Below are 25,594 nucleotides of genomic sequence, written 5' to 3' on the forward strand. Positions count from 1 at the left end.
GCATAATCGCACCAAGTCTGATCCAGACCAGATGAGACCTGAAGAGATCAGGCGAGATCGGACGAAGCGGTCACGGAACGTGGGGACACGGGAGGACGAGACATGGCGTGGCTGCTGGTGGTCGTGGCGGGCCTGCTCGAGACCGGCTTCGCCGTCTGCCTGAAGCTCTCGCACGGGTTCACCAGACTCTGGCCCACCGTCGCCTTCTGCGTCTTCGCCCTCGGCAGCTTCGGCCTCTTGACCCTCTCCCTGAAGAAACTCGACGTCGGCCCGGCCTACGCGGTCTGGACGGGCATCGGCGCGGCCGGTACGGCGATCTACGGGATGATCTTCCTCGGCGACGTGGTGTCCACCCTGAAGATCGTCTCGATCACCCTCGTCATCGCGGGCGTCATCGGCCTCCAGCTCTCGGGCTCGGCCCACTAGGGACTGTGCCTCGGCTAGACCAGGGGCCTGCTCAGCTGGCGTGGCAGTGCGGTCCGTACCAGATCGGTGACCCCGCCCTCGCGCGGGGGCGCCGCAACGCAGGACAGGGCGAGCCGGACGGCGAGTTCGCAGGAACGGGCCAGTTCCACCGTGTCCGCCCTGGCGGTGCCGGGCGGCGACAGTGCGGCGACGGCCCGGTCCCGCACGAGCGCCACGAAGTCCGAGGGCGCGGGCAACGGCCCGTCCGCGCGGCGCTGCGCGGGCACCACGGAGGACGAGGGCACCGCCGAGAGTGTGAGCGCCGGCAGGCGCTCGCTCCAGCAGCCGGTGAGCATGGCCCGTACGAGCAGATTGCTCCGGGAGACCGTCACGGTCCACTCGGCGGTCGCGGCGAGCCGTTCCCGGCTGTCCACGGGGGTGGCCAACGCCCGTTCGACCCCTGCGAGATAGCCGTCCGCCTCCCTGCGGACCAGGGCCCGGGCGAGCCCTTCCTTGCTGCCGAACTCGTTGTACAGCGTCTGGCGTGACACTCCGGCCACCGCCGCCACGTCCACCATCCGCACGGTGGACCACGGGCGGCGCACCAGCGCCGTGTAAGCGGCGTCCAACAAGGATTCCCGCGCTGCAGGCATCATCGCCTCCCTGATACGAGCGGGCGGCTCTGGCCCTCAGATTTGACGCGCATCAACCCACTGTCAAGGGTTCGCGAGAGCGCCTACGGGCGCACTCCGGCCAACATGCGCGGGCCGACGGAACACCCGGGGGGATCCCGTCGGAGTCAGCTACCCACAGCGCCGCTCCGCACTCCCGGGGGCGCCCCGAACCTCTCCGGGCGCTCCTGCCCCGGACCCCCTATGGCCCCGCACCGACCTCGGCGGATACCGTTCGCCCCATGGCCGACTACCTCGACGACCTCCGCTTCGCCCACGTCCTCGCGGACGCCGCCGACGCGAGCACCATGTCCCGCTTCAAGGCCCTCGACCTCAAGGTGGAGACGAAGCCCGACATGACTCCGGTGAGTGAGGCCGACAAGGCCGCCGAGGAACTCATCCGCGGCCATCTCCAGCGCTCCCGACCCCGGGACGCGATCCTCGGCGAGGAGTACGGCGTCGAGGGCACCGGCCCGCGCCGCTGGGTGGTCGACCCGATCGACGGCACCAAGAACTACGTCCGCGGCGTGCCCGTATGGGCCACCCTGATCTCGCTGATGGAGGCGGGCGAGGGCGGCTACCAGCCCGTCGTCGGCGTGGTCTCGGCGCCCGCCCTCGGCCGCCGCTGGTGGGCGGCGAAGGGCCACGGCGCGTTCACCGGCCGCAGCCTCAGCTCGTCCTCCCGCCTCCACGTCTCCCGTGTCTCAAAGCTGTCGGACGCGTCCTTCGCGTACTCCTCGCTCAGCGGCTGGGAGGACCGCGGCAGCCTGAACGGCTTCCTCGACCTCACCCGCGAGGTGTGGCGCACGCGCGCGTACGGCGACTTCTGGCCGTACATGCTGGTGGCCGAGGGCGCGATCGACCTGTGCGCCGAACCCGAGCTGTCGCTGTGGGACATGGCCGCCAACGCGATCATCGTCACCGAGGCCGGCGGCACCTTCACCGGACTCGACGGCCGCCCCGGCCCGCACAGCGGCAACGCGGCAGCCTCGAACGGCCTGCTCCACGACGAACTGCTGGGGTACCTGAACCAGCGCTACTGAATCGCTGGTGTGCGTGCGGCTGTGGAGTGATCCCGAGGCGCCCCTGAACTGACCACGCGCGCCCCCTTGTTGACCCTCTCTTTGCCTGGGAAGCTGGCAGTCCCCCCACTTGTGAACTTGTGCAGTGCTCAACAGGCGCGCCGGTGCGCCGTCATGACGACTGCCGTGGTTCTCCAGGAGGTGACCGCACTCCATGCTCGTACGCGACGCCATGAGCACGGTGGTTCTCACCATCGGCCCCGACCACACGCTCCGCCAGGCCGCCGCCCTGATGTCCGCACGCCGCGTGGGCGCGGCCGTGGTTCTCGACCCCGACGCCGGCGGACTCGGCATCCTCACCGAACGCGACGTCCTCAACTCCGTCGGTCTGGGCCAGAGCCCGGACATCGAGCGCGCCCACGCCCACACCACCAACGACGTCGTGTTCGCCGCGCCGTCCTGGACGCTGGAAGACGCCGCCCGCGCCATGGCACACGGCGGCTTCCGGCATCTGATCGTGCTCGACGAGGCCGCACCCGTCGGCATCGTCTCCGTCCGCGACATCATCCGTTGCTGGGCCCCGGCGCGACAGCCCGCGCCGGCATGACCCCGGCCGGGCCGGGACCCCTACGAGTCCCGGCCCGTCCCGACGGCAAGCGGTCCAACCCTGGTTGACCACACAGAGCCTGGACAACGGCCCACCAGGCACTTGCCGAGGTCCGGGCGGTGCCGTCCGCCACTCTCCGGCCGAGGTCGGCACGGCCTTCACAGCACCGCTTTACGCACCAGATCCTACATTGGACGAAGTCCAGGTCAACACTCATTCCAAAGTCACACCTGTTCGGAATCTGTCCCCCTTGCTGTTACGCTGACCTGTATGAGTGACCTTCTGGAGCGGCTGCGCGGACGCGGATGGCGTATGACCGCGCAGCGTCGTGTCGTGGCCGAGGTCCTCGACGGCGAGCACGTCCATCTGACGGCCGACGAGGTACACGCGCGTGCCGTGTCCAAGCTGCCGGAGATCTCCCGGGCGACCGTCTACAACACCCTGGGTGAGCTGGTCTCGCTGGGGGAGGTGCTCGAGGTAGCGACGGACAAGCGCGCCAAGCGGTACGACCCGAACGCGCACCGCCCGCACCACCACCTGGTCTGCGCCCAGTGCGGCACGATCCGCGACGTCCACCCGACCGGCAATCCGCTCGCGGACCTGCCTTCATCGGAGCGTTTCGGCTTCACCGTCTCCGACGTCGAGGTGACCTACCGAGGCGTCTGCCCGAACTGCGCGACAGTGTAGGGCCCCACCACTTCGCTTCACACCACGTCACACGACACGACAGCCCTCGGCGGATTCTGCTGCCGGGGGCTTCGCCGTCCCTTCGGCCGCGCGCCCTGACCCTGTTCCTTCGGCCGCACCCTCATCTCAGCCGTGGCCACACGCACCGAAGGCCCGGAACCTGATCGGTTCCGGGCCTTCGGCCTTCAGTAGCGGGGACAGGATTTGAACCTGCGACCTCTGGGTTATGAGCCCAGCGAGCTACCGAGCTGCTCCACCCCGCGTCGGTAAACGCAACCTTACGTGGCCCCGTCGACCAGCGCAAATCGCTTGAGTGTCGAGACGGGACGCACGGGCGTCACGCCCTTCCAGTGTCCTGCCCGTGCTCCGCCCTCGCCACCGGCTACTACGCCGACAGCTCCTGCCGCAGCGCGTCCCGCAGCCGCGCCGCCCGCTCGGTCACCTCGGCCGGCCCGAGCGCCACCGCACGGTCGGCCCACCGCTTCCCTTCGACCAGCTCACCCCGACGCGCGTAGACGAGGGCGAGCCGCAGCGCCGCCCGCCCGTGCCCCGCGTCGGCGGCCCGGGCCCACCACACGGCGGCCTCCGGCTCACTCCCCTCACGCGCCAGCAGCAGCCCCAGATTGAACGCGCCGTTCCGCGAACCGGCCTCGGCGGCGATGCGGTACCACCGCGCCGCCTCGACGACGTCGCCCCGCCCCGCGGCCAGCATCCCGACGCGCACCTGCGCCCGCCGGTGTCCCTGCGACGCGGCCCTCTCGTACCACTCCTCGCACTCGTTCTTCTCGCGCACCGGCTCCCCCAGCTCATGCGCGGGCGCGGGCGGCCGGCGCGCGTCGAGGACGGCGGCGAGGCGGTACGCGGCCTCCGCGCTGCCCCCACCGGCCGCACACCGCAGATGCCGCTCGGCGGCCCGCTCGTCCCCCTCCCGCAGGCGCGCGATGGCGACCTGGAGCGCCGCCTCGGTGTGCCCGGCGGCGGCCGCCCGCTCGTACCAGACGAGCGCGGTCACGTCGTCGCCCCGCCCGGCGTGCAGGATGCCGAGGTTGAACGCGGCGTCCACGCTGCCGGCCTCCGCGGCCTTGGAGAACCACGGCTCGGCACCGGCCGCGTCACCGACCTGGAGCAGCAGGATGGCCAGCGCGTTGGCCGCCTCCCGGTGCCCGGCGTAGGCGGCCTGCCGGTACCACTGCTCGGCCTGCGCGGTCCGCCCCTGCTCGGCGCAGAGCAGCCCCAGGTTGTACGCGCCGTTCACGTCACCGGCGTCCATCGCGGCCCGGTACCACCGCTCGGCGGTCTGGGTCTCGCCGCGCTCGGCGTGCAGCGCCCCGAGGGCGTTCGCGGCGTTGCCGTCGCCGTCCTGGGCGGCGCGCAGCCACCACACGGCCGCGCTCTCGGTGTCGCCCGCGTCGCGCAGCAGGAACCCGAGCGCGCACGCGGCCCGGGGCTCGCCGTCCTTGGCGGAGGTCAGGTACCAGCGCCCGGCCTCCTTGAGCTCGCCGCGCCGCTCCAGGATCGCTCCGAGGTGCAGCGCGGCCCGCCGGTGGCCGCGCGCGGCGGCCTGGCGGTACCACTGCTCGGCCTCCTCGGCGGCGGTCGGTGCGACACCGTTGTCAGCCCCCGGCCCCCCCGCTCGCACGGCGGAACGCCCGTCTCGTACGCCGTCCCGGCCTTCCCGGACCGCCGTGCCGCGGCCGCCCCGTCCGCCGTCACGACCGTCCCGCGCGGCCTCCCTGGCGTCCCGAGCGACCCGTCCGTCCCGCGCCTCCCGTCCGTCCCGCGCCTCCCGTGCGTCCCGCGCCTCCCGTGCGTCCCTGACGACCTCGCGGCCCGCGCCGCCGATCTCCAGGGCGGCGCGGGCGATCCTGCGCCCCTCGCGCACGGCCGCGCGCTCCTCGCGCTCGGCGCGGTGGTCGAGCGTCCGGGCAAGGCGGTACGCGGCCTCGCGGTGACCGCGTTCGGCGGCGACGCGCATCCACTTCTCGGAGGCGGCGTCGCTGCGGTGCTCGAGCAGATCGGCGAGGGCGTACGCGCCGAGCGCGTGGCCCTGCTCGGCGGACTGACGCAGCCAGTACTCGGCGGCCGGCTCGTCGCCGCGCTCGCGGTGGTGGCGTCCGAGCGCGTGGGCGGCGGCCGCGGAACCGGCGACGGCGGCGATCCGCCACCATCCGGCGGCCTCGTCGGGGTATCCCCTCTGGTGGAGCAGAACGCCCAGGTTGTTGGCGGCCGCGCGGTCCCCGGCCGCCGTGGCGGCACGCAGGTACGGCTCGGCCCCGTCGAGGTCGCCGCGGCGCAGCAGCATGGCTCCGAGGACGCTCATGGCCTCGGAGTCACCGGCTTCGGCGGCGAGCCGCTGACGCGCCTCCTCGACGGCTTCCCCGGCCTCGTCCGGGTCCACGGCCTGCGCGGAGTCACCCGCGGGGCGCGGACGGCCGATGGTCATCTCGGGCTCGGTGGTCAGGACGGACTCCCCCGACGGCTCGGACTCCGCGGGCAGGACAAGGTCGGCAGACAGCGCAAAGTCGACAGACTGCGCAAACCGCCCTGTCTCCAACAGAGTTGCCTTGTCCCCCATAACGTCCATCGTCGCACCACCTGCAACCTGGGTACACCTGGTATACCGCAGCCATTGAGGTCACTACAGCGTTTTGTCGACATGCCCACAGAGCGACAAGTCAAACACAGATCTCCTCATGTCCCCAGGCAACACGTCGAAGGCCCGGATCCTTTGGAGGATCCGGGCCTTCAACTTCAGTAGCGGGGACAGGATTTGAACCTGCGACCTCTGGGTTATGAGCCCAGCGAGCTACCGAGCTGCTCCACCCCGCGCCGTTGCTCGGCAACCGTATCACGGCGCGGAGTGGAGCCTTGAATCACCCGTTCCCAGAGCCCTTGTCGGCGTCCTGGTCGCTCTTGTCGGGCTGGTCGCCCTTGTCGTTGTTCCCGCTGCCGCCGGTGCCGCCGGCCCCGTCGGCCTTGGACTGCGCGTCCTCGGCCCGCTTCAGCGCGTCCTCGAGGTCCTGCTGGGCGCGGCCGTACGCCTCCCAGTCGCCGTCCTTGAGGGCCTTCTGACCCTCGTCGAACGCCTTCTGGGCGTCCTGCAACGCCTGTTGGACCGTCGGGTCGCCGGACGTCGGCGGCTCGTCGGTGCCTTCGTCGCCGTCGTCCTTGGGGGGCTCGGGGGTCGGACCCGCCGTCTCGAACACCTTGTTGAGCGCGGCGTCGAGGGTGTCCTCGAAGGCGGTGTTGCCGCCGTACGTGACGAGAACCTTGCGCAGCAGCGGGTACTTGAGGCCGCCGCCTCGCACGTAGACGGGTTCCACGTAGAGCAGGCCGCCGTCGAGCGGGACCGTCAGGAGGTTGCCGTACTCGACCTGGGAGTCACCTCTCTTGAGGAGGCTGATGGTCTCGGCGATGTCCTGTTCGGAGTTGAACTGGCTCTGGACCTGCTTGGGGCCGTCGATCGGTTCGCTCGTCGGCAGTTTCAGGACCGTGATCTTGCCGTAGTCCGGTGTCCCCGCCTCGGCGTTGACCGACACGAAGGCGCTCAGGTTGTCCCGGCCGTTCGGCGTGAGTGTCGTGGTCAGCGAGAACGCCTGCGCCTGCTGACCCGGCAGCTTCATGCTCAGGTAGTACGGCGGCACCGCGTTGCCCGAGGTGTTGGTCGGGTCGTCCGGGACCTGCCACACCTCGCTGCCGCTGAGGAACGTCTCCGCGTCCTTCACGTGGTACCGGGTGAGCAGTTCACGCTGGACCTTGAACAGGTCCTGCGGGTACCGCAGATGGGCCTCCAGCGACTTGGAGATCGCTGTCTTGGGCTCCACCGTGTCCGGGAACGCCTTCATCCAGGTCTTCAGGACCGGGTCCTTGGTGTCCCACTGGTAGAGCTTGACCTCACCGGTGTACGCGTCGACGGTCGCCTTCACCGAGTTGCGGATGTAGTTGACCTGGTTCTGCTGGGCCACCACCGCGCGCTGGCTGTTGTCGGCGGTCAGCGAGTCGGCCGTCGTGTCGCCGAGGGTGGTGCGCGAGGCGTACGGGTAGCCGTTGGTCGTCGTGTACGCGTCGACGATCCACTGGATCTTCCCGTCGACGACGGCCGGGTAGGCGTCGCCGTCGATGGTCAGCCAGGGGGCGACCGCCTCGACGCGCTCCTTGGGCGTGCGGTTGTAGAGGATCCTCGAACCCTCGCCGATGGCACCGGAGTAGAGGATCTGCGGCTCGCTGAACGCCGCCGCGTACGCCGCCCGGTTGACCGGGTTGGAGAGGTTGACCCCGCTGTCGCCCTTGTAGCTGGTGGTCTTCTCACCGCTGTCGTCGGAGTAGTCGATCTCCTTCTGGGGACCGCCGACGATGGAGTACTGGGTGGTCTTCTCACCGTAGTAGATGCGCTGCTGGTACTCGCCCAGAGTGCCCTGGGACGGCAGGTCGGACTCCGTGAACACCGGACGGCCGCCGGAGGTGGCCTCGGTGCCCTTGGCGGCGACGACGCCGTAGCCGTGGGTGTAGCGGAAGTGGTCGTTGATCCAGTTGTTCTTCGGGATGCCGGCCAGGTTCAGCTCGCGCAGACCGATGACCGTGTCCTGCTCCGCGCCGTCCTCACCGCTGTACCGGTCCACGTCCAGGTTGGTGGGGAACGCGTAGTAGTTCCTCATCTGCTGGAGCTGCTGGAACGTCGGAGAGACGATGTTCGGGTCGAGCAGGCGGATGCTGGCGGCGCCGTCGGCGTCCTTGCGCAGCTTGGCCTTGTCGGTGGTGTCGCCCGTGCCCGAGTACTCCTGGACCGTGGTGCCGTCGATCCCGTACGCCTGGCGGGTCGCCTTCAGGTTCTCCTCGACGTACGGCGCTTCCTTGGCCTGCTCGTTCGGCTGGACCTGGAACTTCTGCACGATCGCCGGGTACAGCCCGCCGATGAGGATCGCGGAGAGCACCATCAGGCCGAAGCCGATGACAGGCAGCTGCCAGGTGCGCCGCCAGATCGTGGCGAAGAACAGCAGCGCGCAGATCACGGCGATGCAGAACAGGATGGTCTTGGCCGGCAGATACGCGTTCGCGTCGACGTACCTCAGGCCCGTCCAGTTGCCCGTCGCCTTGAAGTCGCTGGACTTCACGGCGAGGCCGTACCGGTCGAGCCAGTACGCGACCGCCTTCAGGGCGACGAAGATGCCGAGGAGCACCGACAGATGCCCGGTGGCCGCCGCCGTGGCACGCGCGCCCGGGGAGGTGACCCTGAGGCCGCCGTACAGGTAGTGGGTGAGCGCGGCGGCGATCACGGAGAGCACGGCGGCGGCGAAGCCGAAGCCGAGCAGGAAGCGGTACCAGGGCAGGTCGAAGGCGTAGAAGGAGACGTCCAGGTGGAACTGGGGGTCCTTCTGGCCGAAGGACACGCCGTTGACCCACATCAGCCATGTACGCCACTGCCCTGAGGCGGAGGCGCCGGCGATCAGGCCGACCAGGGCCGTGATCCCGAGGAGCAGCCACTTCTTGTAGGGCGCGATGCCCATGCGGTACCGGTCGAGGCTCTGCTGCTCCATCGACATGGCACTCAGCGGCGGGCGCAGCCGGTGCGCCAGCCAGATGTTGAAGCCGACCGCGGCCGCCATCAGCAGACCGAAGACGAAGAAGAGCCCGATCTTCGTCCACAGCGTGGTCGTGAAGACGGACGAGTAGTTCACCGACCGGTACCAGAGCCAGTCCGTCCAGAACCCCGCGAACATGACGAACGCCATGCCGAGCGCGGCAAGGACGCCCAGCGTCATGAGCAGGGTCCGGACACGCCGGGACGGTCGGCCGACTCTGATCCGCGGCCCCGTCGGGCCTCCGCCGCGGTCCGGCATCTGGAAAGCCAAGGTGTGCACCTCGAAAATCGCTGTCGACATGTCGGGGCCGCGTCTACGGACCCTTCAGCGGGCTCCCTGGTCGTAGGAGCCTCACCTATTGCAACTTACTCACGCTTTACTCGGTTCCCGCTTCGGGTAACGAACGAGGCAGGATTGTGACCATGTCCAACACTCCCATGGCAGCGAACCCGCTCACCCGGGCCGTACTCGAGATCGACGAGTACGCCTCGGGCCTCGGCTGGGACCAGCCCGCTCGCCTCTTCGCCCTCGTAGACACCGCGCGCCTGAAGGCCCAGGAACCCGCGCTCGCGGCACAGCTCGGCCTGGAGGACGCTTCCGAGACCAGCGGCCTCACCCCGATCGAGCAGGAGGAGATCCCCACCGGCAAGGCGCTGGACGAGTTCCTCGGCACGATCGCCTGGCCCGACGCGGTGGTCGGCTGCGCATTGACCGTGGAGCGGCTCATGCTGCCGCCGTCCGTCGAGGCGTCCGTCCCGGACCACCTCGACGGGGCCCGCCTCACCGAGTGGGTCGCCTCCCACCCGGAGCGTCAGGAGGTCCGCATGACCGTCGCGGTCCTGCGGGACGGCTCCCGCGACTCCGCGCTGCGCCTGCGCGAGAAGGACTCCCCGACCGAGGTCCTCACCGGCCCCGAGCTGGTGCCGGGACTGGCCGAGGCGCTGACGGCGACGTTCGCGGACTGATCACTCGGAGGCGGTCGCGCGGCGGACCTCCGCCCTACGGCGGCGGGGGCGCCCCTTGGTGACAGAGCGCCCCCACGCGCGCGTGGCCGTCAGCCCTTGGTCGTGCACTTCGGCAGGTCGGAGGTGTCTCCGGAGCGGATGTCCTTCAGGGCGCCGAGGGCGTCCTCGATGGTGTCGACCTTGACGAGGGTGAGTCCGTCGGGGGTGTCCTTGGCGGCCGCGGCGCAGTTGTCCTTGGGCGTCAGGAAGTACTGGGCGCCCTTGCCGCGCGCGCCGACCGTCTTCATCTCGATGCCGCCGATGGGGCCCACCTTGCCGTTGTCGTCAATCGTGCCGGTGCCGGCGACGAACTTGCCGCCGGTGAGGTTGCCCGGCGTCAGCTTGTCGTAGATACCGAGGGCGAACATCAGACCGGCGCTCGGGCCGCCTACATCGGCGAGTTTGATGTCAATGGTGAACGGGAAGGTGTGGTCGGTCCCGGCGGAGATCCCTACGATCGCCCGCTCCGCGCCCGAGTCCTCGGACTTGGCGGTCGTGATCGTGATCTTCTGGGTCTCGGTCGCCGTGGTGTTCTTCTTCTCGGCGGCGGCCTGCGCCTTGGCGGGCACGATGACGAAGTCGACGTTCTCGCCCGGTTTGTGCTTGGTGACCTGTTTCGCGACGTCCTCGGGGGCCTTGATCGCCGTGCCGTCGACGGACTTGATCACGTCGCCGGCGTGCAGCTTGCCCTCGGCCGGGGAACCCTTGACGACGGTGGAGACGATCACCCAGGACTTCACCGGGATGTCCAACTGCTTCAGGGCGGCGACCTTGGCGCTCTCCTGGGACTGGCTGAACTCCTCGGCGTTCTCCTGGGTGGACTGCTCCTCGGTCTTGCCGTCCGGGTACAGCGTGTCGTGCGGGACGACCTTGTTGTCGTGTGCCAGCCAGCCGTAGACGGCCTCGACGAGGTTCATCTTGTAGTCGGCGCTCGTGACCCGGACCGTGGTCATGTTCAGGTGCCCGGTCGTCGGATAGGTCTTGCGCCCCGAGATCTGCAGCACCGGCTCGCCGTCGTGCTTGCCCAGCGTGTTCACCGTCGGCCCCGGCGACATCTCCGAGTAGGGCACGGGAATGAGCACTCCCGCGCACAGGATCGCGATCAGCGTCAAGGTGGAGGCGAGCATCGTCGCGGTGCGGCGTGGCATGGAACGACAGTACGGGACAGGCCTGTAAGTGCACTGTCGGGGCCGCCGTCCGGAGCGACGGCGAGCGGGGGCGACGCCGCGCGGGACGGGTGTGCCCGCGCGGGGGCGCAGGCGGAGTCAACCGCCGGTGTGGGACTTTTCCATGGCCTCACGGAACCGTGAGTAGCCGGCGAGTTCGGTGCCGTCCTCGATGCTCTTGCGGTTCCGGCTGGCCCAGCCGCCCCAGAGTCCGGCGCCGATCGCAGCCACAAGTGGAATCAGCAACCAGGCGAGCGCCGCCATGCCGACCTCCCAACCCCATTCACATGACCGCAACTGACTGATCAGCAGATTATCCGTCCGCTCCGTCAACGCTCACGCTGGGGGGCGGGTTACGCAACCGGAACGCGAATGGCCCCATCTCGGTCACGCCACCCGGGTGTTCTCGGGCCCCCGACCCGGGTCCTTCAAGACTGTCCGGAGAGGCTCTCGGGAAAGGCTCAGCAGGCCCCGACCCACTCCTCCGTACCGTCGGAGAACTTCTGGTGCTTCCAGATGGGCACCTCGTGCTTCAGGTCGTCGATGAGCTTGCGGCACGCCTCGAACGCCTCACCGCGGTGCGGGCACGACACGGCGACGACCACCGCGAGATCCCCGACCTTCAGACTTCCCACCCGGTGCACGGCCGCGAGCGCCCGCACCGGATAGTCGGCGACCACCTTCTCCGCGATCCGCCGCATCTCCGCCTCGGCGGTCGGATGGCACGAATAGCCCAGCTCGTCGACATCGGCTCCCCCGTCGTGGTTCCGCACCGTCCCCACGAACAGGGCGGTCCCACCGGCCGCGTCGTCCCCGACGGCCCGGAAGACCTCGTCCACGGAGAGCGCGGTCTCCCGGACACCGATCAGCTTGATGGGCTCCTCGGCCCTCTGCTCACCGGGATGATCGTTCATCGCTGCCATACCTCCATCGTGCCCCACCCGCCCCCGGCCCGACATGGTCGGATCAGCAGGCACGCGCGCGTACGTGCTTGTCACGTCCTACAGGGCGCGCGCCTTCGTGCCGGGTCGCGCCCTCGTCCCAGCGTCCCGCCGGGCACGCCGTCACAGACGGCGGCGAGCCTTCCGGGCCCGCCGCACCAGCGCCGCCGTACCCAGCAGCGCGACCGTCGCGCCCGCGGCGCCCGCCGCCGTCGCGTCCTTCCGCCCGAGCCGGCGTCCGGCCACGGTGTGCCGCCCGGACACCTCCTCCAGCAGTTCGGCGAGCACTTCCTCGTTCGTCCACCGCGGCCGCCACCCGGCCTCGTGCAGTCGGCTCCCGCTGACGACCCAGGGGTACATCGTGTAGGCCAGGTCCCCGGCCGGCGACGGGGTGAGCCCGATGCGGTGCAGCCGGGCCGCGGCCCCCAGGGCCACCGCGGACGGCAGCTCCATGCGTCGGATCCCGCTGAGCTCCTCGACCTCCTCCTGCTCCAGCCAGCCCTCGCACCCGACCGCCAGCTCTCCGTCGACCTTCTCCAGGACGGCGTACTCCAGCGCCCCGCACAGGTCCTCGACATGGCAGAACTGCCAGGCGGGCCGTGATCCGGCCACCACCAGCAGTCGAGGCGACTCGAAGTACCTGGTCAGCGCGGTGTCCGTACCGCCGACGAGGACGGCGGGCCGGACGACGGTGACATTGAGGCCCGGGTGGGCGCGCGGCGCCCGGCGTGCGAGGCGCTCGATCTCCAGCAGGTCGCCGACCCCGGTGGCCTCCGCGGTCGCCCGCAGCTCGGCGTCCTCGGAGAGCGGCAGCTCGTTGTCGGGCAGCGCTCCGTAGACCATGGCCGACGTGCACAGCACGACCCGGTGCACGCCGGCCGCGGCGGCCGCCGTGAGGACGGTCTGCGTGCCCCGCACGTTGTACGCGCTGCGTGCCGCCGGGTCGGTGCCCAGGTCGAGGTCGACCGCGAGGTGCACCACCACGTCCGCGCTGCGCAGCTTGTCGGCGATCGCCGGGTCCCGCACGTCCAGGATGTGCCACTGGGCGGCCGCGCACTCCCCCCGCCGCTCGTCGATCGCGATGACCTGCCGGATCTCGTCGGACTCGGCGAGCCGCTCGGTGAGCAGCGCGCCCACCCCGGACGCGGCACCGGTGACCGCGACGACGGGTCCGCGCAGGGCGGAGCTGGTTGAGTGGTTTCGCGCTGCGCGAACCTGCGGATCTGGGGAACTCACCGGGCGTCTCCAGCGGTTGTCTTCAGTACGAACGCGGGTGACGCGTACGTACCAGGTGGCATCCATCCTGCCGCAGGCCATCGGTCGGCGGAGCACCGAGGCCCGAACCCGCCACGGTGTCTAGGCTGGGTGGTGTTCGGGCAGCCGTGCCGTCGGTGGAGCCGACGGCCCTATCAGCCGAGGAATCCCGTGAGTGACACCCCATTCGGATTCGGCCTTCCGCCGGAGGAGCCGGACGACGGCGACGAGGGCAAGAAGAAGGACCAGCAGAGCGGTGGTGGTCAGGGCCCGGCCAACCCGTTCGGTTTCGGGTTCCCCGGGGCCGGGGGCCCCGGCGCCGACAATCCGTTCGCCGCGATGTTCGGTTCCATGAACCCCACCGACCTGGGCGCAGCCTTCCAGCAGCTGGGCCAGATGCTCTCCTACGAGGGCGGCCCGGTGAACTGGGACATGGCCAAGCAGATCGCCCGCCAGACGGTCGCCCAGGGCACCGCCGACGGCACCAAGGACGCGAGCGTCGGTCCCGCCGAGCGCACCGCCGTCCAGGAGGCCGTCCGCCTGGCCGACCTGTGGCTCGACGACGCGACGTCCCTTCCGTCCGGTGCCGGATCCGCCGTGGCGTGGAGCCGCGCGGAGTGGGTGGAGGCGACCCTGCCCGCCTGGAAGGAGCTCGTCGACCCGGTGGCCGAGCGTGTCGGCGGCGCCATGGGCGACATCCTGCCGGAGGAGATGCAGGCCATGGCGGGCCCGCTGATCGGCATGATGAAGTCGATGGGCGGCGCCATGTTCGGTCAGCAGATCGGCCAGGCCGTGGGCGTGCTCGCGGGCGAGGTCGTCGGCTCGACGGACGTCGGCCTGCCCCTAGGCCCGGCCGGCAAGGCCGCCCTCCTCCCGGTCAACGTGGAGGCGTTCGGCAAGGACCTGGGCATCGGCCAGGACGAGGTGCGGCTCTACCTGGCGCTGCGCGAGGCCGCCCACCAGCGGCTCTTCGCCCATGTGCCGTGGCTGCGCTCGCACCTGTTCGGCGCGGTCGAGGGCTACGCGCGCGGGATCAAGGTCGACACGGCCAAGCTGGAGGACGTGGTCGGTCAGTTCGACCCGCAGAACCCCGAGGAGCTGCAGCAGGCGCTCCAGCAGGGCATGTTCCAGCCGGAGGACACCCCGGAGCAGAAGGCCGCCCTGGCCCGACTGGAGACGGCACTGGCGCTGGTGGAGGGCTGGGTCGACGCGGTGGTGCACGCGGCCGCGAAGCCTCGTCTGTCGTCCGCCGACGCGCTGCGCGAGACCCTGCGCCGCCGCCGCGCCACCGGTGGCCCGGCCGAGCAGACGTTCGCCACGCTGATCGGGCTGGAGCTGCGTCCCCGCCGGTTGCGCGACGCGTCCCGGCTGTGGGCCTCCCTCACCGACGCGCGCGGCGTCGACGGCCGGGACGCCTTGTGGGCCCACCCGGACATGCTGCCCAACGCCTCCGATCTGGACGACCCCGACGGCTTCGTCCACCGCGAGCAGCTGGACTTCTCGGAGCTGGACAAGATGCTCGGCGAGGCCGCGTCCGGGTCCGGGTCCACCGGGCAGCCGGACCTGAAGAAGTCCGACGAGCAGCCCGACCAGAAGAAGAAGGACGACGACACCGAGTGAGCCTGCACGACGACGCGGTCCTCGTACTGAAGGGCTACGAGGACCAGCCGGAGCTGCGCCAGGCCTACCTCGACCATCTGGCCGAGCATCCGGACGGCATCTGGAAGGCCTGCGGCGCCGGGCACATCACGGCGAGTGGGCTGGTGATCGACCCTGAGGGCGGGCGGGTCCTGCTGACGCTCCACAGGAAGCTGCGCATGTGGCTCCAGATGGGGGGCCACTGCGAGCCCGAGGACACCACCCTCGCTGCCGCCGCCCTGCGGGAGGCGACGGAGGAGTCCGGCGTCACCGGGCTGACCCTGCTTCCCGGCGGGCCGGTGCGCCTGGACCGCCACCCGATCCCGGCGCCCTGCCACTGGCACTACGACGTCCAGTACGCGGTGCTGGCCCCGTCGGACGCCGAGCACCTGGTCAGCGACGAGTCCCTCGACGTGCGCTGGTTCCCGTACGCCGAGGTGGCGGACGTGGCGGACGAGTCGGTCGTACGACTGCTGGAGGCGACACGGGCGCGGCTGTGACCGCGCGCCGGTCCCTCACGGGGCTCACGGGGAGACAAACACCGTAAGGGGCGTCCGCCATGGCGGACGCCCCTTACGCATGACGCGTGCCTGTACTGGCCCCGCCGGGATCAGGCGCGGCTGCCGCCGAGGTTGTTCCCGCTCAGACCGCCCGCGCCCATGCCGAACTGCCCGAGCACCCCGGACGTTCGGACATGCTGCGGCGGCAGCAGCTCGCTCGGCTGCACCAGGACGTGTCCGCTGCCGGAGAAGTGCATCTCCCAGCCCTCACCGGTGGAGCCCCTGCGGCGCCACACGGCGGACGTCGAGGTCGGCGCCTGGAGCTGGGTGCGCAGCGAGGTGGACCAGGCGATGACGGCGTCGGAGTCGACACAGATGTTCTTCTCGGGCGTCACCTCGAGCGCCAGCGGCTCACCCGAGGTCATCAGGACGACCTTGCCGCCGCCGGACAGCTCCAGGTTGTACGCCCCCGCCGAGGCGACCTCGACGGCGCTGTCCACGGCGACGATGCCGACGTTCAGGGAACCGTCGAACGCCAGGACGGAGGAGGAGTCCACGGTGATGCCGCGGCCGACGTCCATGATGTGCAGGTACTGCGCGAAGTTGGCGAGATACACGATCCCATTGCCCTTGCAGCGCATCAGTTCCAGGCGCTCACCGGTCATCCGCTCGGCGTTGCGCCAGCTGCGGTTGCGGTACTGGCTGTCGAACTCGACCTGACCCTCGAAGGCGACCATGGCGCCCTGGCGAGCCAGGACGGGGCTGCTGCCGATGGTGACGTCGGTCTTGAGTAGCTGCGGGTTCTGCAGCGTGTAGCGCTCGGTGTGCTCCACCGGGATGTGCGCGAAGAGTGTGCTGTGCATGGTGTGCTGTTCTCCTCTCGGCCCCGGTCAGCCACGGACCTTGAAACGGTCACCGGTGTCCTCGCTGGGCTGGACGACCACGAAGCCCTGCCCCTTGAACCCGATCTGGAAGGCCTCCCCGCTGCCCCGGCCGATGAGCGCACTGGCCTTGATGGTGCGGCGGGCCTTCATGTCGAGGCCGTCGGTCCAGGCGATCAGCGCGTCCGGGTCGACGTACGTCTCCCGTTCGGCGCAGTCGAGGGAGATCGGCACGCCCCGGCTGACCAGGGCGACCCAGCCGGTGCCCCGGACGACCAGGTTGGTCAGGCCGGAGCCGGAGAGCTTGGCGAGGCCCTTGACCGGTTCGATGGTCAGCTGAAGGGAGGCGTCGCAGGCCAGCAGGGTGGGGCCGTTGACGGACAGCGCCTCGTTGTTCAGGTGGACGATGAGGACGTCACCGCCGTAGTCGGCGAGGTAGAGGTCGCCGTCGCCGCGGCAGAGCATCAGCTTGCCGCCCTCTCCGGTGACCATCTCCTCCGCGCTGCGGCGCAGCGAGGCGGGCGCGGCGTCGAACTGCACGAACCCGTCGTAGGCGATCATCGAGCCGGCCTTGGCCAGGAGGTCCTGGCCGGTGACCATGGTGACCTTGAGCGTCTTGGAGCTGTGCACGCTCATCCGGACGCCGGTGGCCGCGGAGCGGTGCGCGTGGAGTGTCTGGAGGTCCATGCTCTGCCTCACACCTCGAAGGGCTGGACGACGACGAAGTTGCCGGGGGCACCGCGGAACTGGAGGTTGATCGCCTCCTGGGTCTGCCGGGCGTACCCGGAGCGGCGCAGCCTCAGCGAGGTCGTGGTGACGGCCTGCGCACCGGCGGACCAGGCGATGACGGCGTTGCCGTCGACGTAGGTGGCCGGGCCGACGGGCAGGACGACGGGGACGCCGCGTGTCTTGACGACGACCGCTCCGGTGCCGGAGAAGAGCATGCTGAACAGGCCGCCGCCGGGCAGGCCGGCGCCCTCGATGCGGCGGATCTCGGTGTCCAGCGCCTCGTCGAAGGCGAGGACTCCGCGCGCGCTGGTGTAGAGCTGCTCGTTCTGGAGGCGGATGACGAAGAGCCTGCTGCCCTCGTCGGCGAGGAACACCTCGCCGTCGCCGGAACACCGCATGAGGGCCATGCCCTGCCCGGTGAGCTGGCCCGTCAACTTGCCGAGCAGGCCGGAACCCTTGTGGGCGAAGTCGATGTCGCCCTGGTAGGCGACCATGCTGCCCTGCTTGGCGAGGATGTTGGCGCCCTTGGTGAGGGTGGCCCGCACCATCTGCGGGTTCTGCTCGGTCCAGCGGTCACCGACGGGTGCCTCGGAGTACTTCGTCAGTACGACGCGGAGTCCGGCCTCCGGCGGCACGGGGGCGAGCTGCGTCCCGCCGCCGAACGGCTGTCCCTGTCCCGGGAAGACCGCCGGGGCGCCCGGAGGCGTGAACGGGCCGCCCTGCGGAGCCGCGCCGGGCGGCGGCGTGAAGGGCCCGCCCTGCGGCGGGGCGCCGGGAGGGGTGAAGGGTCCGCCCTGGGGCGGGGCGCCGGGCGGCGTGAAGGGTCCCGCCGGCGGTGCGGCCGGGGGCGGGACGGTGCCACCGGGGGGCGTGTGCAGCGGCGCGGCGATGGTCGGAGCGGCGTGCACGGAGGGGGAGGGCGCCGGGGGCGCGTATGCCTGGGAGGGAGCCGGAGACGGCGCCGGGACAGGGGCAGGCGCCGGGGCGGCGGGGGCGCCGAACGCGGGCGGGGCGAAGCCGGGGGCGGCGTCCGCCCGCGGCTGCTGGGGCGGGGCGGCCGGCTCCTCCTCGGCGACCTCGCCGCCGAAGTTCTTCAGCAGCGCGTCCAGGCCGCCGTCGAAGCCCTGGCCGACGGCCGCGAACCGCCAGACGTCCTTCAGATAGAAGTCGCCCAGCATCACGGCGCGCTCGGTGGAGAACTCCGAGCCGTCGAACGGGTACCGGGCCACCTCCTCGCCGCCCGCGACGATGCGCAGGTAGCCGGGGGAGATCTGCGACATCTGGCCATTGCCGTCGATCGTCGCCGTGAACGACAGCTTCTGGATCTGTGGCGGGATCTTGTCGAGCGTGACCCGGAAGGACTCCGTGTCGCCCGCCTGGGAGCCCAGGAGCTGGATGGCTTCCTCGGGGGTCTTCGGCTGGTTGAAGAAGACGAAGTAGCGGTCGTCCGAGAGACGTTCGTCGGCGTCCAGCCCGAAGCAGCTGATGTCGAAGGTCAGTCCGGGGGCGGAGATCTGTACACCTACGTACAGATCTGTACCCGCGGTCAGGTCACTGATCTTGGCCTTGTGGCCGCGTTGGAATTCCCTGGCCATGCGTAACGACCGTCCCCCATCCCGAAAGTGAGTGCGCCTGCGAGTGCGTCGCGCCAGGCTAACCGCAAAGTCCGAGACCGTACGAGGCTGGTACAGACCCGGTACAAAAGCGCGTCTTCGAGCCACCCTGCCGGGTATCGCCCACGCGCGCGTGGAGTCCACTTCACGTCACGCGCGGGCACCCCGTGCGCGCGGCGTCACTCGTCGTCGGCGGCGGAGAGATGCGGCAGCCGGTCGGCGGCGACCACCCCTTCGAGGTATCCGCGAGCGCGCTCCGTGCGCGGGTACGCCTCCAGAAGGCGCCAGAAACGTGGCCCGTGACCGGGCACGAGAAGGTGCGCGAGCTCATGGAGGAGGACGTAGTCGACGACGTACTCGGGCATGCCCTGCAGTCGGTGCGACAGCCGGATGCTGCCCTCGGCGGGGGTGCACGAGCCCCAGCGTGTGTTCTGGTTGGTGACCCAGCGGACCGAGGCGGGCCGGGCGCGCCCCCCGAAGTACTGGTCCGACAGGCGGGCGGCGCGCTCGGCCAGCTCAGTGTCGCCGAGGAGCCGCTTGCTTTCCTGGGCGGCCAGCTTGTCGAGCATGACGGTCACCCAGCGTTGCTCCTCCGCCTCGGACATCCGGGCGGGGATCAGTACGACGGTGCGATCGCCCTCTCGGTACGCGGAGACCGTTCTGCGCCGTCGCGCGCTCCTGCGGACCTCGATCGCGCTCGCCCCCGAGCCGCTTGGCGGCTGGCTCGTCGTGCTGCGCTGTGGTTTTCCGGCGCGGTGCAGTGGGTCGGCGGGCACGCCCCGACGTTACCCGCTGCACATGGGGGAAGTCCCGCCTCCGGGACGGTTCGATATGGATCCGCACTCCGAGCGCCTGATTTGTACGACGAACGCCGTCGCCTGTGGACAACTCTCGACACGCATCGTCGCGGTCCGTGCATGCTGGCACTCGTCGGCGGACCGGGCACTCGCCCCGTCGACTCATGGGGATCTTCTTCTGGCTACGGGGGCCGATCATGCATCCGATGGTGAAGCCCGCGCTCCGGCGCGGTTGGCGGGATCTCAACACCGTGCAGTTCGGTCTCGCACCGGCGCACGCCATGGTCCTGGGGCCGATCGACACGACGACAGGCGGCTTCCTCGACCTCCTCGACGGGACGCGCGGGCTGCCGCTGCTGCGCGAGGAGGGACGTTCCATGGGCCTGCCCGACGGTCATGTGGACGGGATGGTGGAGCGGCTGGCCGCGTCCGGCCTGCTGGACGACGCCACCGGCGGCGGCCCTGCGGCGGACGCCCTGCGCGGCAAGCCCGAGGTCCTGGACCGGCTGCGGCCCGATGTCGCCACGCTCTCCCTGACCAGCCCCGCGCCGGGCGACGCAATGCGGCACCTGGCCGCCCGTCGCTCACAGAGAGTGCAGGTACGGGGCGCGGGCCGGGTGGGTGCGGTGCTCGCCTCCCTGCTGTCGGGAGCGGGGGTCGGCGAGGTCGACGTGCGGGACGTCGGGCGGGTCGAGCCGTGGGATGTGGCACCGGGCGGTCTGTCGGTCGAGTCGATCGGCGAGCGCCGGGACGTCGCGGCGCGCCGGGCCGCTCGCCACGCCGCCCCCGGCCGACCGCCTCGGCGTCGCGGCGGAACCCGGCCCCCCGCTGACCCGGCCGAGGACATGCCGCCGAACCACCTCCGCGACGAGCCCGGCTTCTCCCTGGTGATCCTCGCCCCACGCGACCCCGTCGACGTCCAGGCCCCCAGTCCCACCGCAGCCGAGCCGCTCATCGCCTCCGGGACACCCCATCTGTACGCCGGCGTCGTGGAGGGCACCGCTGTCGTGGGCCCTCTGGTCCTGCCTGGTGAGACGGGCTGCGCGGGCTGCCTGGAGCAGGGGCGCGCGGACCGCGACGAGAGCTGGCCGCGGTTGGTCGCGCAGTGGCGCTCCAGCCGCCCCCGCCCGGTCGAGGCGTGCGACGTGACGCTCGCCACGACCGCGGCGGCGCTGGCCGCGGGGCACGCGCTGTCCTTCCTCGACGGGCGGACACCGTCCAGCGCTGGTGCCCGCTGGGAGGCCTCTCTACCAGGGCTCGACTGGCACTCGCGCCCGGTCTGGTCGCATCCCGATTGCCCCTGCGGGGCGGCGCAGAATGAATCGAGCGAGAAAGGTAACGGGGAACACACCCCAAAAGACGGGGAACGGCGCGAGACAATGGCGAGGCATCAGCGGTCAACGAGGTTGTCCCGCAAGGCGTACGCGGCACGGCCGGCTGGGACTTGGAGGGCGCATGTCTGATCTTCCCCGGAAGGCGGTCACCCGGACCGCCAAGCTCGCCGCGCTCCCGCTCGGCTTCGCGGGTCGGGCCACCTGGGGCCTCGGCAAGCGAATCGTCGGCGAGTCGGCGGAGCTCGTGGGCCGTGAGCTGCAACAGCGCACCGCGGAGCAGTTGTTCAAGGTCCTGGGCGAGCTGAAGGGCGGCGCCATGAAGTTCGGGCAGGCCCTGTCCGTCTTCGAGTCGGCGCTCCCCGAGGAGGTCGCGGGCCCCTATCGCGCCGCGCTCACCAAGCTCCAGGACGCGGCTCCGCCGATGCCGACCCGCACGGTGCACTCCGTGCTGCGGGAGCGTATCGGGGAGGACTGGCAGGAGTTGTTCCTCGAATTCGAGGACAAGCCGGCCGCGGCCGCCTCGATCGGGCAGGTCCACCGCGCGGTGTGGCACGACGGCCGTGCGGTCGCGGTCAAGGTGCAGTATCCGGGCGCGGGCGAGGCCCTCCTCTCCGACCTCGGGCAGCTCAGCCGCTTCGCCCGCCTTCTGGGCCCGCTGATTCCGGGGATGGACATCAAGCCCCTCATCGCGGAGCTACGGGACCGGGTCTCCGAGGAGCTCGACTACGGTCTGGAGGCGCAGGCCCAGCAGGCGCACGCGGAGGAGTTCGCCGACGACCCGGATGTCGTGGTCCCGGCCGTGGTGCACCAGTGCGACCAGGTCCTCGTGACCGAGTGGATGGACGGCACGCCCCTGTCGGAAGTGATCACCGACGGTTCCCAGGAGCAGCGTGACCGAGCGGGCCAGCTGTTGACGCGCTTCCTCTTCTCGGGCCCGGCTCGCACCGGTCTCCTGCACGCCGACCCGCACCCCGGGAACTTCCGTCTTCTGCCGGACGAGAAGGTCGGCTGGCGCCTCGGTGTCCTCGACTTCGGCACGGTGGACCGGCTGCCGGGCGGCCTGCCCACCCCGATCGGCGACGCCCTCCGTCTGACCATCGAGGGCGAGGCCGAGGCCGTCTACGAGATGTTGTGCGCGGAGGGCTTCGTCAAGGAGTCGATCGACCTGGAGCCGGACGCGGTCCTCGACTATCTGCTGCCCATCATCGAACCGGCCCGGGCCGACGAGTTCACCTTCGCCCGAGGCTGGATGCGCAGCCAGGCCGCCCGTATAGCCGACCCGCGCTCCCCCGCCCACCAGTTGGGCAAGCAGCTGAACCTGCCCCCGTCCTATCTGCTCATCCACCGGGTCACCCTGAGCACCATCGGTGTGCTGTGTCAGCTGGGCGCGACGGTCCGTATGCGCGACGAGCTGGAGGAGTGGCTGCCTGGCTTCATGACGGACGAGGAGCCTGAGTCGGCCACGGGAGCGTGAGCCGACTGCCGGCCGACCACCGGGAGCTCGGCGGGCCATGCGGGAGCAGGTCGGGAGCAGGCCCGGCGGACGCTGCGGGGCTCTTCCCGGCGGGGCGATATAGCGCCTCCAGGCTCAGCCTGTCCCGCCCCGGCGGGGCGACACCGCGCCGCCGGGCCCGGCCCGCCTCGCCGCTCCCGGCTCACCACCAGGCCGAGTCCAGGCGGCCCTCGATCGCGCGAAGGTTCTCCCGGGCGCAGGTCTCGCAGAAGTAATGCCGTCGGCCGTTCTCCACGGAACAGGTCCACAAGGGTTGGGGAGCCTCGGTGCCGGCCCCGCAACGGGCGCACACGAGGGTCTGCGGTGTCGCGGCGGCGCCGCTGTCGTCGTTGCCCCCGGAAAGACTCGTCACCGGGCGACGATAACTCCGTGCCCGGCGGATCCGCGCTCGCAACGCAGCGCGGGGGCCGGTCCCTTCGGACCCGCCCCCGCGAGGAACCACCGTCAGAGGTGGTGATGAGGTGCCTGTGCCTGTTCCGGCCAGCTCATGCCGATGGCCGCGTGGCGGCTACTGCATGACCGCCATGGCGAGCGCACGGCGGGCGCGCAGCGAGGCGCGCTCGGCTCGGCGCTGCATCCGGCGGGCGACCGCCAGGCGCATGGCCCGGCGCTCCTGCTCGGCCTGGTGCAGGCGGTCGTGCATATGCGCACGAGCCAGGGCTTCTGGCATGAGATGCATTTCTCGGGTCCTGTTCTGACGCGAGGCGTTCGCGCCGGTGGTGGTGAAGTCTGGGGTCGCGGAGCCTGCGGGCTCGCTCGTGGACGGCTTCATCGGGGCCTGCTTCTTGGGGTCGTGCGTGAGGGGGCGGTCGATCGTTCCAGTGATGTTCATGCCGTGACCGGGTTCTTGCGCGGGCGACCACGAGGCCGCTTGCGGGCAACGACGACACCCTGGACGAAGAGCTCGCCACCCCAGACGCCCCAGGGCTCACGCCGCTCCTTGGCGCCGGCGAGGCAGGCCTCCATCAGCGGGCAGGTGCGGCAGAGGGACTTGGCGTACTCGACGTCGGCCGGCGACTCGGCGAAGAAGACCTCCGGGTCGTAGGACCGGCAGGGGACGGGTACACCCAGGTTCTCGATGGCGTCGTCGAGCGCGGTGAGCGCAGTGAGCGGGGTCAAGGTGGAGTCCTCCGTGAGGCGGGGCGGGGGGATCGTTTCGGAAGGCGGTACGGACGGGGCGTGCGCTTCGAGTTGCACGGTTCGTCTTCCTCGTCTGGTCGTTCCGGCCTGGTGGGCCGGGTGGCGGCTGGTACCGGGTTCTTTTCTTGTCCCGAGGCCCCTTCGCTCTGCAGTCCCCGGTCGGGGACAAACAGAAGGGCCGCGGATCCCGGATGGGGTTCCGCGGCCCTGAAGGCGCCGGCCTGATCGTCGATCAGGCTGGATCACTCCAGGGTTCAGGCCCACGGAAGGCCCACATCAGGTGGTGCTGCGTCGTCTGCTTCCGGTTTCCGGCACCGGCCGCCGCAAAGGCATAGGCCTGGGCCTGTGCCTCTACTGCTGCTTCCAGTGCCTTGGTCGGTCGCTCATTGCGCTCACGGACGGGAAGGCCCGCAGGAGACACGGAGGACGCCGGACGGCCGCCACGGAGGGCGGACAGACCGGTGCCCAGGTTCGAGACGCCGAGCATGCACGTGGAGACGGCCGAGCGATCGGTCATTTTGACCGGGCTGATGAAGCTGGTGTTGATGCTGATCACTGGACTCGCCTCCTCTCGGCGTCTACGGGATCGGCGTGAGCCAATCCGACGGATATGAAGTACACCACGAAACCAGGGCCTTGGAGAAGGCCGCTGTTCCCGTGCCTAAGAACCTATGGGGATTGCTGGGGCATGCGCAAACTATTTTTTCGACGAGTTCGTATCAGTCGCTCTCGTCCTCGGCCAGGGGCTCCCGACCTGCGCAGATGTCGAGAACATCGGCGCCGTACCGCCGGAGCTTACGGGCGATGACGCCGGGGATGCGACTCAGTTCCACCGGAGTGCTCGGCCCCGCTTCCGCGATCGCCATCAGGGTCCGGTCGGTGAAGACGCAGAAGTCGGGCTGCCCGCTGCGCCGGGCCTGGACGGCCCGCCACTCCCGGAGTCGCTCGTAGAGACCCTCGTCCATGTCGGAGGGGCAGTCCTCGCAGCGCATCAGCTTCATCTCGCCCGCCTCGCGCAGGCTGCGACCGCAGACCCGGCAGCGGGCCGGGGTCCGGCTGGTGCGGCGCGCGACCGGTCCGCTGCCGCCGCCGACCGCGAGGGCGGCCGTTCGGTGGCCCGCCGAGCCCTGTTCGACCCCGCCGGAGGCGGTCGCGCCGGAGCGGCCCCCGGGGGCGGTCGAGCCGGGGCGCAGACCGTCGAGGAACCGGCTGGGGCGCCGGTTCGGGCGGCTGCCGGGCGAGCGGGACAGGGCCCAGGAGACGGAGAGCTGCTGCCGGGCGCGGGTGACGCCCACGTAGAGGAGTCGTCTCTCCTCCTCGATCTGCTCGTCCGTTCTGGCGTAGGTGATCGGCATCATGCCCTCGGCGACGCCGACCAGGAAGACGACGTCCCACTCCAGGCCCTTCGCGGAGTGCAGGGAGGCGAGGGTGACGCCCTGGACGGTCGGGGCGTGCTGGGCGTTGGCCCGTTCGTCCAGTTCCGCGACGAGGTCGCCGAGGGTGGCGTCGGGCCTGGCCGTAGCGAAGTCCTGCGCCAGGTTCACCAGGGCGGCCAGTGACTCCCAGCGTTCCCGGACCGCTCCGGAGCCGGCCGGGGGTTCGCCGGTCCAGCCCTCGCCGGACAGCACGGCCCGTACCTGTGAGGGGAGGTCGACGGCGTCCTCCAGGAGGCTGTCGTTGCCACCGAAGCGGGCCGCGGCTCTCAGCGCGGATCCCGCCTTGCGCACCTCGGGGCGGTCGAAGAAGCGCTCCGCGCCGCGCAACTGGTAGGGCACGCCCGCGTCCGCGAGGGCCTGCTCGTAGGTCTCGGACTGGGAGTTCGTGCGGAACAGGACGGCGATCTCGCTCGCCGGGACCCCGGAGCCGATGAGGTCGCGGATACGGCGGGCGGCTCCCTCCGCCTCGGCGGGCTCGTCCGTGTACTCGGTGTAGCGGGGTTCGGGGCCCGGGGGCCGTTGCGAGATCAGCTCCAGGCGGTGGTCGGCGGCGCGGCCTCGGGCCTGGGCGAGGAGGCCGTTGGCGAGGTGGACGACCTGGGGGGTGGAGCGGTAGTCGCGGACGAGCTTGACGACGGTGGCGCCGGGGTGGCGGAGGCGGAAGTCGAGCAGATGGT

25 protein-coding genes and 2 tRNA genes are annotated in these 25,594 nt (G+C 70.9%); 9 read left to right on the plus strand and 18 right to left on the minus strand.

Going from position 1 to position 25,594, the window contains the following annotated elements:
• Positions 1-102: 102 nt before the first annotated feature.
• A complete protein-coding gene (locus tag M8J73_RS35380; protein ID WP_055539795.1) occupies positions 103-426 on the plus strand; it encodes a DMT family transporter in 324 nt (107 codons plus the stop codon).
• Between the two features lie 14 nt (positions 427-440).
• Here M8J73_RS35380 and M8J73_RS35385 read toward each other — a convergent pair whose 3' ends face one another.
• Positions 441-1,061, minus strand: a complete 621-nt coding sequence (locus M8J73_RS35385; RefSeq protein WP_055539794.1) for a TetR/AcrR family transcriptional regulator — start codon at positions 1,059-1,061, stop codon at positions 441-443.
• A gap of 257 nt (positions 1,062-1,318) precedes the next feature.
• Here M8J73_RS35385 and hisN point away from each other — a divergent pair, with 257 nt between their 5' ends.
• The 3 genes from hisN to M8J73_RS35400 all read left to right on the plus strand — a co-directional run bounded on the left by hisN (position 1,319) and on the right by M8J73_RS35400 (position 3,392).
• Positions 1,319-2,119, plus strand: coding sequence for a histidinol-phosphatase (gene hisN, locus M8J73_RS35390; RefSeq protein WP_055539793.1), 801 nt, complete (start codon positions 1,319-1,321; stop codon positions 2,117-2,119).
• A gap of 193 nt (positions 2,120-2,312) precedes the next feature.
• Positions 2,313-2,705: a CBS domain-containing protein gene (locus M8J73_RS35395; RefSeq protein WP_055539792.1), complete on the plus strand. Its 393-nt coding sequence runs from the start codon at positions 2,313-2,315 to the stop codon at positions 2,703-2,705.
• A gap of 270 nt (positions 2,706-2,975) precedes the next feature.
• On the plus strand, positions 2,976-3,392 hold the full coding sequence (locus M8J73_RS35400) for a Fur family transcriptional regulator (protein ID WP_055539791.1): 417 nt from the start codon (positions 2,976-2,978) through the stop codon (positions 3,390-3,392).
• 189 nt (positions 3,393-3,581) lie between these two features.
• Here the strand turns inward: M8J73_RS35400 and M8J73_RS35405 are convergent.
• The 4 genes from M8J73_RS35405 to M8J73_RS35420 all read right to left on the minus strand — a co-directional run bounded on the left by M8J73_RS35405 (position 3,582) and on the right by M8J73_RS35420 (position 9,229).
• Positions 3,582-3,655, minus strand: a tRNA-Met gene (locus M8J73_RS35405).
• A gap of 122 nt (positions 3,656-3,777) precedes the next feature.
• Positions 3,778-5,976, minus strand: a complete 2,199-nt coding sequence (locus M8J73_RS35410; RefSeq protein WP_206187895.1) for a tetratricopeptide repeat protein — start codon at positions 5,974-5,976, stop codon at positions 3,778-3,780.
• Positions 5,977-6,147: 171 nt separating this feature from the next.
• Positions 6,148-6,221, minus strand: a tRNA-Met gene (locus M8J73_RS35415).
• 44 nt (positions 6,222-6,265) lie between these two features.
• A complete protein-coding gene (locus M8J73_RS35420) occupies positions 6,266-9,229 on the minus strand; it encodes a UPF0182 family membrane protein (protein ID WP_240501399.1) in 2,964 nt (987 codons plus the stop codon).
• A gap of 164 nt (positions 9,230-9,393) precedes the next feature.
• Between M8J73_RS35420 and M8J73_RS35425 the strand changes: the two genes are divergently transcribed.
• The gene (locus M8J73_RS35425) at positions 9,394-9,936 is read left to right on the plus strand and encodes a PPA1309 family protein (protein WP_055539789.1); all 543 of its coding nucleotides are present in this window, start codon (positions 9,394-9,396) and stop codon (positions 9,934-9,936) included.
• Between the two features lie 89 nt (positions 9,937-10,025).
• Here the strand turns inward: M8J73_RS35425 and M8J73_RS35430 are convergent, their stop codons facing one another.
• The 4 genes from M8J73_RS35430 to M8J73_RS35445 form a co-directional block, all read right to left on the minus strand.
• Positions 10,026-11,123 (minus strand): YlbL family protein, encoded by a 1,098-nt coding sequence (locus M8J73_RS35430; RefSeq protein WP_055539788.1) that lies wholly within the window; start codon positions 11,121-11,123, stop codon positions 10,026-10,028.
• Positions 11,124-11,240: 117 nt separating this feature from the next.
• Positions 11,241-11,405 (minus strand): hypothetical protein, encoded by a 165-nt coding sequence (locus M8J73_RS35435; protein ID WP_169797864.1) that lies wholly within the window; start codon positions 11,403-11,405, stop codon positions 11,241-11,243.
• Between the two features lie 197 nt (positions 11,406-11,602).
• On the minus strand, positions 11,603-12,064 hold the full coding sequence (locus tag M8J73_RS35440; RefSeq protein WP_055539787.1) for a molybdenum cofactor biosynthesis protein MoaE: 462 nt from the start codon (positions 12,062-12,064) through the stop codon (positions 11,603-11,605).
• Positions 12,065-12,205: 141 nt separating this feature from the next.
• Complete coding sequence (locus M8J73_RS35445; protein WP_055539786.1) at positions 12,206-13,318, minus strand: SDR family oxidoreductase; 1,113 nt, start codon at positions 13,316-13,318, stop codon at positions 12,206-12,208.
• Between the two features lie 189 nt (positions 13,319-13,507).
• Here M8J73_RS35445 and M8J73_RS35450 point away from each other — a divergent pair, with 189 nt between their 5' ends.
• Together M8J73_RS35450 and M8J73_RS35455 are read left to right on the plus strand one after the other, a co-directional pair.
• Complete coding sequence (locus M8J73_RS35450; RefSeq protein WP_055539785.1) at positions 13,508-14,956, plus strand: zinc-dependent metalloprotease; 1,449 nt, start codon at positions 13,508-13,510, stop codon at positions 14,954-14,956.
• Positions 14,953-15,474: an NUDIX hydrolase gene (locus M8J73_RS35455; RefSeq protein WP_055539784.1), complete on the plus strand. Its 522-nt coding sequence runs from the start codon at positions 14,953-14,955 to the stop codon at positions 15,472-15,474. Before M8J73_RS35450 ends, M8J73_RS35455 begins: the two co-directional genes overlap by 4 nt.
• A gap of 110 nt (positions 15,475-15,584) precedes the next feature.
• Here M8J73_RS35455 and M8J73_RS35460 read toward each other — a convergent pair whose 3' ends face one another.
• The 4 genes from M8J73_RS35460 to M8J73_RS35475 form a co-directional block, all read right to left on the minus strand.
• Complete coding sequence (locus M8J73_RS35460) at positions 15,585-16,337, minus strand: AIM24 family protein (RefSeq protein WP_055539783.1); 753 nt, start codon at positions 16,335-16,337, stop codon at positions 15,585-15,587.
• Between the two features lie 27 nt (positions 16,338-16,364).
• Entirely contained in the window at positions 16,365-17,042 is a 678-nt protein-coding gene (locus M8J73_RS35465) for an AIM24 family protein (protein ID WP_055539782.1), read from the minus strand.
• An 8-nt stretch (positions 17,043-17,050) separates the two neighbouring features.
• Entirely contained in the window at positions 17,051-18,679 is a 1,629-nt protein-coding gene (locus tag M8J73_RS35470; RefSeq protein ID WP_249829519.1) for a TerD family protein, read from the minus strand.
• A gap of 197 nt (positions 18,680-18,876) precedes the next feature.
• Positions 18,877-19,473: a M48 metallopeptidase family protein gene (locus M8J73_RS35475; RefSeq protein ID WP_079054862.1), complete on the minus strand. Its 597-nt coding sequence runs from the start codon at positions 19,471-19,473 to the stop codon at positions 18,877-18,879.
• Between the two features lie 218 nt (positions 19,474-19,691).
• On the opposite strand from M8J73_RS35475, the gene M8J73_RS35480 reads away from it, so the two are divergent.
• Positions 19,692-20,957: a TOMM precursor leader peptide-binding protein gene (locus M8J73_RS35480; RefSeq protein ID WP_055538980.1), complete on the plus strand. Its 1,266-nt coding sequence runs from the start codon at positions 19,692-19,694 to the stop codon at positions 20,955-20,957.
• Positions 20,950-22,302, plus strand: coding sequence for an ABC1 kinase family protein (locus M8J73_RS35485; protein WP_055538976.1), 1,353 nt, complete (start codon positions 20,950-20,952; stop codon positions 22,300-22,302). Before M8J73_RS35480 ends, M8J73_RS35485 begins: the two co-directional genes overlap by 8 nt.
• A gap of 181 nt (positions 22,303-22,483) precedes the next feature.
• Here M8J73_RS35485 and M8J73_RS35490 read toward each other — a convergent pair whose 3' ends face one another.
• The 5 genes from M8J73_RS35490 to M8J73_RS35510 all read right to left on the minus strand — a co-directional run.
• A complete protein-coding gene (locus tag M8J73_RS35490; RefSeq protein ID WP_079054861.1) occupies positions 22,484-22,693 on the minus strand; it encodes a hypothetical protein in 210 nt (69 codons plus the stop codon).
• Between the two features lie 156 nt (positions 22,694-22,849).
• Positions 22,850-23,173 carry a putative WhiB-interacting protein gene (locus tag M8J73_RS35495; protein ID WP_055538975.1) on the minus strand — a complete coding sequence of 108 codons (324 nt, stop codon included), beginning with the start codon at positions 23,171-23,173 and terminating at the stop codon, positions 22,850-22,852.
• On the minus strand, positions 23,170-23,538 hold the full coding sequence (locus M8J73_RS35500) for a WhiB family transcriptional regulator (RefSeq protein WP_055538974.1): 369 nt from the start codon (positions 23,536-23,538) through the stop codon (positions 23,170-23,172). Before M8J73_RS35500 ends, M8J73_RS35495 begins: the two co-directional genes overlap by 4 nt.
• A 175-nt stretch (positions 23,539-23,713) precedes the next feature.
• Positions 23,714-24,037 carry a hypothetical protein gene (locus M8J73_RS35505; RefSeq protein ID WP_079054860.1) on the minus strand — a complete coding sequence of 108 codons (324 nt, stop codon included), beginning with the start codon at positions 24,035-24,037 and terminating at the stop codon, positions 23,714-23,716.
• 163 nt (positions 24,038-24,200) lie between these two features.
• Positions 24,201-25,594, minus strand: a 1,394-nt coding sequence (locus M8J73_RS35510) for an ATP-dependent DNA helicase UvrD2 (RefSeq protein ID WP_249829520.1), incomplete at its 5' end; no start/stop codon positions are given.

The organism is Streptomyces neyagawaensis (genome assembly GCF_023516595.1).
Classification (GTDB): Bacteria; Actinomycetota; Actinomycetes; order Streptomycetales; family Streptomycetaceae; genus Streptomyces; species Streptomyces neyagawaensis.